This window comes from Clostridium arbusti SL206 (assembly GCF_000246895.1).
GTDB classification, from domain to species: Bacteria; Bacillota; Clostridia; order Clostridiales; family Clostridiaceae; genus Clostridium_I; species Clostridium_I arbusti.
This window is the reverse complement of record NZ_BAEV01000050.1, coordinates 17,577-27,911: the sequence shown is the minus strand read 5'-3', so window position 1 is coordinate 27,911 and position 10,335 is coordinate 17,577. Positions and strand designations below refer to the sequence as shown.

Sequence of the window (10,335 nt, the reverse complement as noted above, 5' to 3'; positions counted from 1 at the left end):
TAGTATACCATTATACTATTACTATTAGCATTTAAAAATATATATATTATTATAGGATTAGCAGAGCTTATAGTGGATTCTAGAAAACTTGATCCAAATAGAATTAGAAAAATTAGGTGAAATTTATGGAAGATAAATATAATTATTCTTATCATAGTAATTTAGTATACATAATAATAATAATAGTGCTTATTTTATTATTATTTTTGTATGGTCATTATATTATTGGATCTATAGCAGTAGGAACGCTTTTAATAATTACTTTATATAGTATAAGAATCATTAAAATAAAGAAAAGTGAATGGAAAAGATTTATAGAAAATTTTTCATCTAAATTAGATTCTGCCACGAAGAATACGTTAGTAAAGCTTCCATTTCCACTTATTATAATAAGCAGTAAAGGAAATGTACTTTGGTACAACCAAAATATATCTATGATTTTTGATGATAAGGATGTATTAGGCAAGAAGATTGATGAGCTAATTAAAGATGTTCATATTAATCAAATTCTAAATGGTGAGAAAAAGAATTACAGTGACTTAAAGATTCATGGTAAATATTATGATATGCATACAAGTTCTGTGGATACCATGGGTAATTCTGATGATAAAAGGATTAGAGATAACATAATCCTTTTATACTTTTACGATGTAAGTGATAAGCATGAACTAGTACAAGAAATAGAAAATATAAAAGAATCTGTAGTACTTATAGAAGTGGACAATTTAGATGAAGTTGTTAAGAATACCCCTGAAGATAAAAAACCACTTTTAATAGCTGAAGTAGAAAGAAATATAAATAGCTATGCTCAAAGTATAAATGCAATGTTTAAGAAGTACTCTATGGGTAAATATGTTCTTGTAATTCAAAATAAGAATATAAAAAAAGAAATGGAAAAGAAATTTGAAATTCTAGATGTTGTCAGAGAAATAAACATAGGAAATAAGCTTGCAGTAACTCTTAGTATGGGAATAGGAAGAGGAGGGTCAACACCTATTGAAAATTATAACTTTGCTGTATCTGCTAAAGAACTTGCATTAAGCCGGGGCGGAGATCAGGCAGTTATGAAAAGTAAGGATAAGTTGCTGTTCTATGGTGGAAAGACTAAAGAAGTAGAGAAGAGGACAAAAGTAAGAGCTAGAGTAATTGGTCAATCTTTAGTAAACCTTGTAAAGGAAAGTAGTACTGTAATTATAATGGGACATAGTAATCCAGATATTGATTGTTTAGGAGGGGCTATTGGGATATATAGTGGAGTAAGAAAGTTTAGAAAAGAAAGCTACATACTTATAGATTCCTTAAATGATAGTGTAAAATATATTTATGATAAATTAAAAAAAAGTAGAGATTATGTAGATACTTTAAAAAATAGTATAGAATGTGAAGAATTAATTGATGATGATAGTCTATTAATATTGGTTGATGTAAATAATTCTACTTATGTAGAAAATACATTGTTATTAAAAAAGTTCAAAAAAGTGGTAATAATAGATCATCACAGAAAATCCGCAAGTGTTATTAAAGATGCTATACTTAGTTATATTGAGCCATATGCTTCATCAACTTCAGAGCTTGTTACAGAAATGGTGCAGTATATGGATGAAGACTATAAGATGAAACCGATAGAAGCAGAGGCACTTTTAGCAGGAATATGTGTTGATACTAAGAATTTTTACTTTAAGACTGGAGTTAGAACTTTTGAAGCTGCAGCTTATCTTAGAAAACATGGAGCTGATACTATTGATGTAAAAAAGCTTTTTTCAAGTGACTTAAATAGTTTTATTAAAAAATCTGAAATTATAAAGTCATCAAAGATTGTATATGATAATATAGCTATAGCAGTATGTCCACCTGAAATTCAAGATAACATATTAGCTGCTCAAGCAGCAGATGAGCTTTTGAATATTAAGGGAATAGAAGCATCATTTGTATTAGTTAAAATCAAAGATTTAGTATTGATAAGTGCTAGATCTTTTGGCACTATAAATGTTCAACTTATAATGGAATCCCTCGGTGGAGGAGGTCATATGACTATGGCAGGAACAAAGATAAAAATTTCATCAGAGGATAAACCTTTGATAAATGATTATAAAAATACAATGGATTATTCTATTAAAAAATTAAAAGAATCTATTGAAGAGTACTTAAGGGAAGGTGAAGAATAATGAAAGTAATACTATTAAAAGATATAAAGGGAACAGGAAAAAAAGGTGAAGTTATTAATGCATCAGATGGTTATGCTAGAAACTTTTTGTTTCCAAGAAAGTTGGCTGAAGAAGCCAATGATAATAACCTTCATGTATTAAATCAGAAAAATGAAGCTACGAGGAAAAAGAAATTAGAGAAAACAGAAGCTGCGCAAAAGCTAGCTGATGAACTAAAGGGAAGAGAATTGAAAATAGCGGCTAAATCTGGTGAAGGTGGAAGACTTTTTGGAGCTGTAACAAGCAAAGATATATCCTCAGAAATAAAAAACCAGTTTAAGGCAAATATAGATAAGAAAAAAATAGTTACAGAGTCTATAAGACAATTAGGAAGCTATGAAATTGAGTTAAAAATTTATCCTGAAGTATCCACTAAAATAAAAGTACTTATAGTTGAGCAGTAAGAAGGAGGAAAATTTTGAAATTACAGTTTGATTCCGATGGTAAAGGCGATAATAATACAAAGCAGGTTCCTTTGGAGGCTCAGGTAAATATATTACTACAAACATTAAAAAATATATTTGATCAAGGTACAATTAAGTCAAGAATAGTAAAATATAAACTTCAAAAACTTATGAAAAGTGAAGATGTTTATAAAAAACTATATGCACTTAATAAAATTGTATGTGGTAATAATGGAATAGATACAGTGCCAACAGAACAAAATGCAAATGATGTTTTAGAGGCTACCAATAGATCCTTAGTTGAATATGTAGCAAAAAAATATATAGAAAATAAACTACAGTCCGAAGTTGAACAGGTTTTAATGGATAAGCAAGAAAAGTATATAGAAGAAGTAAAAATGGGTATAATTAAAAAAAAGAAGGGCCCTGAAAATGCTAAAACATTAAAGAGACTTGAAGATTTCAGAGAATTAGATGCAAAAAAGCGTAGTAAAAATATACAATCCATATTAAGGCCAGAGGCATTTTCTGAAATTGTAGGACAGGAGAGAGCAATAAAAGCAATATTATCAAAGATTGCATCACCTTATCCACAACATATTATACTCTATGGACCTCCGGGAGTGGGAAAAACCACTGCAGCAAGAATTGCTTTGGATGAAGCAAAAAAATTAAAATATACTCCATTTGAAGAAACTTCAAAGTTCGTTGAAGTTGATGGAACTACATTAAGATGGGATCCAAGAGAAATTACAAATCCACTTTTAGGATCAGTGCATGATCCAATATACCAAGGTAGCAAAAGGGAATTAGCTGAAATAGGTGTACCTGAACCTAAGACAGGACTTGTAACAGAAGCTCATGGTGGTGTACTTTTTATAGATGAAATAGGAGAACTTGATAATATTCTTCAGAATAAATTATTAAAGGTTCTTGAAGATAAAAGAGTAGAATTTTCATCTTCATACTATGATCCTGATGATGAAAATGTACCACAGTATATAAAGTATCTTTTTGAAAAAGGAGCTCCAGCAGATTTTGTATTAATAGGTGCAACTACAAGGCAACCATCAGAAATTAATGCGGCACTTAGATCAAGATGTACAGAGGTTTATTTTGAACCACTATCTGCAAAAGATATTGAATCTATAGTAATTAATGCTAGTAAAAGGCTTGATGTGGAACTTGAATCAGGTGTACCAGAACTTATAAGTAGGTATACTATAGAAGGAAGAAGAGCAATAAATATTCTGTCTGATGTATACGGATATGTTTTATACAATAATGGACTGAATTCAAATGATAAAATTAATATAACTAAATCAGACGTAGAAGATGTTATAAGAATAGGCAGACTTGCTCCTTATGAAACTATAGATAAAAATAATGGACTAGAAGTTGGTCACGTTTATGGTTTAGGTGTAAGTGGTTATATTGGTTCCACTATTGAAATAGAGGCATCTGTATTTCCTGCAAAGGAAAAAGGACATGGAGTGGTAAGATATAATGATACTGCAGGAAGTATGGCAAAGGATTCTGTATTTAATGCGGCTTCAGTTATAAGAAAAATTACGGATAAAGATATAAAAGATTATGACATACATGTAAACTTTATAGGTGGAGGAAAGATTGATGGCCCGTCAGCTGGATCAGCTATTACTATTTGTATAATAAGTGCTCTCTTAGATAAACCAGTAAGACAGGATGTTGCAATGACAGGAGAAATTTCGCTAAGAGGAAAGATTAAGCCTGTAGGTGGAATATTTGAAAAAGTTTATGGAGCAAAGAGAAAAGAAATAAAACTTGTTACAGTTCCAAAATATAATTTTAAGGAAGTACCAAAGGAATTAAAAGATATTGAAGTAAAACCTGTAGAAACCATAGAAGAACTTATGGATATTGTATTTTAGAAGACATAGGAGAGATGATATAAATGGCAGCACCTCTTAGGAGTTTACCGCAAAATATAGAAGCAGAGCAGTCTGTATTAGGATCAATGATATTGGATAAGACCTCTATAGCTGAGGCAGCAGAAATTTTAAGAGGTGATGACTTTTATAGAGAAAATCATAAATTAATCTTTAGTTCAATAATAGATCTTTATCAGCGAGATATTCCCGTTGATATGATAACTCTTATTGAACACTTAAGATCTACAGAAAAGCTTGAAGGGGCAGGTGGTATTACCTATATCACAGAAATTTGTGATTCAGTGCCTTCTACAGCAAATTTATCTTCATATATAGATATAGTGAGTGAAAAGGCTATATTAAGAAGACTTATTAAATCATCAACTGAAATTATTGAAGAAAGTTATAATCAGCAAGATGATGTTCCAAAAGTCTTAGATTCTGCAGAAAAGAAAATATTTGACATAGCACAAAATACGGTAAGTAGTGACTTTGAATCTATAAGTTCAGTTTTAGAAAGAGGATTTTTAGAAATTGAGAGGCTTTATAATAATAAGGGTGAAGTAACAGGAGTACCTTCTGGATTCCCGGAATTAGATGCAAAGACATCAGGATTTCAAAAAGGTGATATGATACTTATTGCAGCGAGACCTTCTATGGGAAAGACAACTTTTGCCCTTAACTTAGCAGAATATGCAGCACTTAGATCTTCAAAGAGTATAGTTGTATTTTCTTTAGAAATGTCAAAGGAGCAGTTAGCTTACAAACTTTTATGCTCTGAAGCAAATGTTGATATGCTAAAGCTTAGAACTGGAAATCTTGAAGATAGTGATTGGGATAATATAGCTAGAGCATCTGGACCTTTAGCTGAGGCAAAGATCTATATAGATGATACTGCAGGGATATCTGTAATGGAAATGCGTTCTAAGTGTAGAAGGATAAAAATAGAGCATGGTATAGATATGATAATAGTAGATTATCTTCAGCTTATGTCTGGACGTGGTGAAAGTAGACAACAGGAAGTATCAGAAATATCAAGGTCTATTAAGGCTCTAGCAAAAGAAATGCAGTGTCCGGTCATCGCACTTTCTCAATTATCACGTGCACCAGAGCAGAGAACAGATCATAGACCTATGCTTTCAGATCTTAGAGAATCAGGTTCTATAGAACAGGATGCTGATCTCGTTATGTTCTTATATAGGGATGAATATTACGATAAAGAAACAGAAGATAAGAATGTTGCTGAATGTATTATTGCAAAACAAAGAAATGGTCCTACAGGCACAGTAAAACTTGCTTGGCTTGGCCAGTTCAGTAAATTTGGAAGACTTGATATTATCCACAGAGAAGAATAGATAAACTTAAAAAAGTTATACACAAATATAACTATAAATAAGAAAAATAAATGTGGATATGTGTATAGATTTTTTAAGTTAAAACTTTTTATCACAATGTGGATAAGTTTTCTTCTTAAACTTATCCACATAAAGAAAATGTGTAGTTAATTAAATGAAAATTAGCAGGAGCAATTGCTCCTGCTAATTTTTTAATGAACATCTATTCTATTCTTTTCAATTCCCTTATCATTTTTAGGCAATGTTACTTTTAAAACTCCATTTGTAAAGGAAGCATCTATAGTAGATTCATTAATATTATCAACGTAAAAGCTTCTTTTGAATTGGCCATATCTTCTTTCACGTCTTACGTAATTGTCATCTTTATTTTCAGTTGTTTCATCACGTTTTGCAGAAATAGTTAAATAGTTATTTGCATAATCTAAAGATAAATCATCCTTTTTAACGCCTGGTAAATCTGCTTCTATAGTATAAGCATTTTCATCTTCTTTTAAATCTACTTTAAAGCCACTGCTATTCATTATAGAAGTAGAAAAGAAATCATCTCCTAAGAAATTACTGAATAAATCATCAAAAGTAGAACCTGTTCTTGCAACATTATTATTTCTTCTAAAAGGAACCATATCAAACATAATATAACCTCCTAAATGTTTATAAATTTTATATTTTATATTTTATATGTTAAGGGAAGCTTATTTGTTGCTTTCCTTGAGTACAATTTCATAATACATCATAAGTCAAAGAAAGTCAAAGTACAATAATAAGAGATTTTGAAGTATATTTAAAGAAAACATTACCTACAGTGATATAAATTAAGTCTATTAAGTTATTTACGATAAATTGGTTGATTTATTTATATTGTGAAAGTAATTTTAGTTTTTACTTATATTTAGCTACATATTATAGTGAAATTTATAATATAAACTGAATAAATTTAGTTAATAAAATAATATAATTTCAGTATTTGTAGTCAAAATAAAAAATTCAACTTATACTTTAATAGAAAGTTGACAATTAGATATATTATATTTATTGTATAAATTAGAGGGGGGTGGAGATATGCAAGAATTAGTACAATCTGTAGAAAGAACTTTATCAATAATAGAGATATTATCAGATTATGAAAATGGCTTAGGAATAACTGAAATCAGTGAGAAAGCAAATCTTCATAAAAGTACAGTGCATAGACTTTTAAATACGTTAATTGTTAAAGGATATGTCAAGCAAAATGAAGATAGTAATAGATATAATTTGACTTTAAAATTATTTGAAATTGGAAATAAGAAGATAGAAAAAATGAATATAGTAACTTCTGCAAAACCGTTACTTCATGAACTTATGGAAAAGACTAATGAGGTAATACATTTAGTAGTTAGAGAAGGTACTGAAATTGTATACATAGATAAAGTTGAATCACAAAATCCAATAAGAATGTACTCAAAGATTGGTAAGAGAAGTCCAGTATATTGTACAGCAGTAGGAAAATCTATGCTATCTCATATGACTGACAATGAAGTAAAATTTATTTGGGATAATAGTATTATAGAAAAATTAACAAAAAATACTGTTGTAGATTTTAAAAAATTTAAAGAAGATTTAAACATAATTAAGAAACAAGGCTATGCAATAGATGAACAGGAAAATGAAATTGGAATTAGATGTATAGGAACTTCTATATTAGATTATAAAGGCGAAATATGTGGAGCAATTAGTATTTCTGGATCAATAATAAGCTTTAAAGAAGAAAAAGTAAATAAGTTTGCAAAGTTAATAATTGAATATGCTAATAAGATATCCAATGAACTTGGATATAGGAATTAGATTTTTTAAATAATTTATAATTACAATAAAAAAGTTTTGATATATGAAACATAATTTTGTATAATGGAATATATAAGATGTATTTAATATATTATTTAAATTAGAGACTCTATTATAGCAAATTATTAAAAAATAAATATTTTTTAGGGGGATTAAAAATGATTGAAAAATTTAATACGTTAATGAGAATTGAAGAAGTTGGTGTAGTGGCAGTAGTTAGAGCTGAAAATACTGAGGTGGCTGAAAGAATCTCAAAGGCCTGTATAGAAGGTGGAGTACCTGCTATTGAAGTTACATTTACAGTACCTGGAGCAGATAAAGTAATAACATCTCTAAAAGGAAAATTTTCAAAAGAAGAATTGATTGTTGGTGCTGGAACTGTACTTGATAGTGAAACTGCTAGAATAGCAATATTAGCTGGTGCACAGTACATTGTTAGCCCTGGATTTGATTTAGAGACTGCAAAGCTTTGCAATAGATATCAAATTCCTTACATGGCTGGTTGTATGACAATAACAGAAATGATAAAAGCTATGGAAGCAGGTACAGATATTATAAAACTTTTCCCTGGAAGTGCTTTTGGACCAAGCATGGTTAAGAATGTAAAGGCACCATTACCACAAGTACCAATTATGCCAACAGGTGGAGTTAGTTTAGAAAATGTAGATCAATGGATTAAAAATGGATGTGTTGCAGTTGGTGTAGGTGGACAACTTACAGCTGGAGCAAAAACAGGAAATTATGAAGAAATCACAGAAACTGCAAAGAAGTTTGTTGAAAAAGTAAGAGAAGCTAGAATTTAATTTGGAGGGGATTCTTATGGCGAAGAAAGTAGTAACTATGGGCGAGTTATTATTAAGGCTCACTACACCTGGCCATAGTAGGCTTGCTCAGGCGAAGTCTTTCGATGCAATATATGGTGGCGCTGAAGCAAATGTTGCAGTTTTCTTGGCTAATATGGGTATGGACTCATATTTTCTAACAGCCTTACCGGATAATGGAATTGGAGATAGTGCCTTAAATTTCATAAGAAATTATGGAGTAAAAACAGATTATATTGTTAGAACTGGAGATAGGGTAGGAATATATTTTCTTGAAAAAGGTACATCTGTTAGACCATCTAAAGTGGTATACGATAGAAAAAATTCTGCAATTTGTGATATAGATGTAAATGACATAGACTTTGAGGAAGTATTTAAAGATGCAGAGTGGTTTCACCTTTCAGGTATAACTCCAGCGCTTGGAGAAAAGTGTATACTATTAGTGGAAAAAGCTGTTGAGTATGCTAAGAAAAAAGGCGTACATATAAGTGTAGATCTAAATTATAGATCTAAATTATGGAGCTATGATCAATTTGAAAGTGTAATTTCAAGGTTTATAAATGATATTGATGTTTGCTTTGGCTGGCTAAGCAGCAGTGAAAAAGGTGGTAAACACAAAATTGCTGATTTTGCAAAACAAGGAGTAGACTTAGAAAAATTGAAAAATACATTTTCAAATATGAAAAAAAGGTTTAATATAAAGTATGTTGTAACTACATTAAGAGAAAATTATTCAGCAGACCACAACGCACTTTCGGCTTTGATTTATAATGGAGAAGAATTATATCAATCCAATAAGTATGATTTTACAATACAAGATAGGGTTGGTACAGGAGATGCTTTTGCAGCTGGTTTAATTTATAAATTAGCTAATGGAGTAGATTATAAAGAAGCTTTAGAATTTGGAGTAGCATCAGGAGTATTTAAGCATACTATAGAAGGCGATTTTAACATTTGTACAGAAGATGAAATAATGGCTCTTGTAAAGGGAAATACATCTGGCAGCGTTCAAAGATAATTTATTATATAGATTTTAATATAGAAGTAGGAGATTTTTATGAAAGATGGTAGAACTAGCGATAAGGTATTGGAGAAAATAGAAGAAAAAATATTTAGTGGCGAATGGAAATCTGGGCAAAAAATTATGTCTGAAACTCAACTTGCAAAGGAATTAGATGTAAGTAGAGTCTCTGTAAGAGAAGCCTTGGAAAAGTTAGCAACATTAAATATTATAAATAAAAAACAAGGTGGGGGCTCCTTCGTAAATGATTTAAGCCCTTTAATATATTTAAATAGCTTAATCCCTATGCTAATTTTGGATATGGATAGCTATATAGATATACTGGAGTTTAGACTAATTACTGAACCTGAATCAGCTAGAATGTGTACTGAAAGATGTAGTGATGACTTGATAAAGCAACTTGAAGTATGCTATGAAAATATGGTAATACATGAGAATGATATCAAGAGATTTACAGAGGAAGATTTAAAATTCCATACTAAAATTTCAGAAGGTACTAATAACTCATTAATTATTAAAGTAAATGAACTATTGAGAAACGTACTTAAATATCATCAAAAGCTTCTATATGAAAATCTTGGACCAAAAGGTGGAATTACGGAGCATAAGCTTATCTTAGAGGCAATAAAGAATCGAGATTCGGAGCTTGCAGCTATTTATACAAGAAGACATGCTCAAAGAACAATAAATGATTTAAAAAATAATAAAAAATAATAAAAAATAATAATAAGTTTTACTATTTTGCAAAATATAATCCATAATAAAACATCCCTATGATATTAAATGTATCATAGGGATG

General features: G+C 30.0%; 9 protein-coding genes. 8 read left to right on the top strand and 1 reads right to left on the bottom strand.

Annotated elements, in window-relative coordinates:
• Nucleotides 1-125 precede the first annotated feature (125 nt).
• Genes RH99_RS10365 through RH99_RS10350 form a run of 4 tightly spaced genes read left to right on the top strand, consistent with a single transcriptional unit; the run spans nt 126 to nt 5,873 of the window.
• On the top strand, nt 126-2,165 hold the full coding sequence (locus RH99_RS10365; protein ID WP_010237484.1) for a DHH family phosphoesterase: 2,040 nt from the start codon (nt 126-128) through the stop codon (nt 2,163-2,165).
• Nucleotides 2,165-2,608 carry a 50S ribosomal protein L9 gene (rplI, locus tag RH99_RS10360; RefSeq protein WP_010237482.1) on the top strand — a complete coding sequence of 148 codons (444 nt, stop codon included), beginning with the start codon at nt 2,165-2,167 and terminating at the stop codon, nt 2,606-2,608. The genes RH99_RS10365 and rplI overlap by 1 nt, the downstream gene beginning before the upstream one ends.
• Before the next feature lie 14 nt (nt 2,609-2,622).
• The gene (gene lonC, locus RH99_RS10355; RefSeq protein WP_010237481.1) at nt 2,623-4,518 is read left to right on the top strand and encodes a Lon family ATP-dependent protease; all 1,896 of its coding nucleotides are present in this window, start codon (nt 2,623-2,625) and stop codon (nt 4,516-4,518) included.
• A gap of 23 nt (nt 4,519-4,541) precedes the next feature.
• The gene (locus RH99_RS10350; RefSeq protein ID WP_010237479.1) at nt 4,542-5,873 is read left to right on the top strand and encodes a replicative DNA helicase; all 1,332 of its coding nucleotides are present in this window, start codon (nt 4,542-4,544) and stop codon (nt 5,871-5,873) included.
• A gap of 191 nt (nt 5,874-6,064) precedes the next feature.
• Here the strand turns inward: RH99_RS10350 and hsp18 are convergent, their stop codons facing one another.
• Nucleotides 6,065-6,505: a heat shock protein Hsp18 gene (hsp18, locus tag RH99_RS10345; protein ID WP_010237475.1), complete on the bottom strand. Its 441-nt coding sequence runs from the start codon at nt 6,503-6,505 to the stop codon at nt 6,065-6,067.
• Between the two features lie 427 nt (nt 6,506-6,932).
• Here hsp18 and RH99_RS10340 point away from each other — a divergent pair, with 427 nt between their 5' ends.
• The 4 genes from RH99_RS10340 to RH99_RS10325 all read left to right on the top strand — a co-directional run bounded on the left by RH99_RS10340 (nt 6,933) and on the right by RH99_RS10325 (nt 10,250).
• Nucleotides 6,933-7,694, top strand: coding sequence for an IclR family transcriptional regulator (locus RH99_RS10340; protein WP_010237472.1), 762 nt, complete (start codon nt 6,933-6,935; stop codon nt 7,692-7,694).
• Between the two features lie 158 nt (nt 7,695-7,852).
• A complete protein-coding gene (locus tag RH99_RS10335) occupies nt 7,853-8,497 on the top strand; it encodes a bifunctional 2-keto-4-hydroxyglutarate aldolase/2-keto-3-deoxy-6-phosphogluconate aldolase (protein WP_010237470.1) in 645 nt (214 codons plus the stop codon).
• A 16-nt stretch (nt 8,498-8,513) separates the two neighbouring features.
• On the top strand, nt 8,514-9,533 hold the full coding sequence (locus RH99_RS10330) for a sugar kinase (protein ID WP_010237468.1): 1,020 nt from the start codon (nt 8,514-8,516) through the stop codon (nt 9,531-9,533).
• A 39-nt stretch (nt 9,534-9,572) separates the two neighbouring features.
• Nucleotides 9,573-10,250, top strand: a complete 678-nt coding sequence (locus RH99_RS10325) for a FadR/GntR family transcriptional regulator (protein ID WP_010237466.1) — start codon at nt 9,573-9,575, stop codon at nt 10,248-10,250.
• The last annotated feature ends 85 nt before the right edge of the window (nt 10,251-10,335 follow it).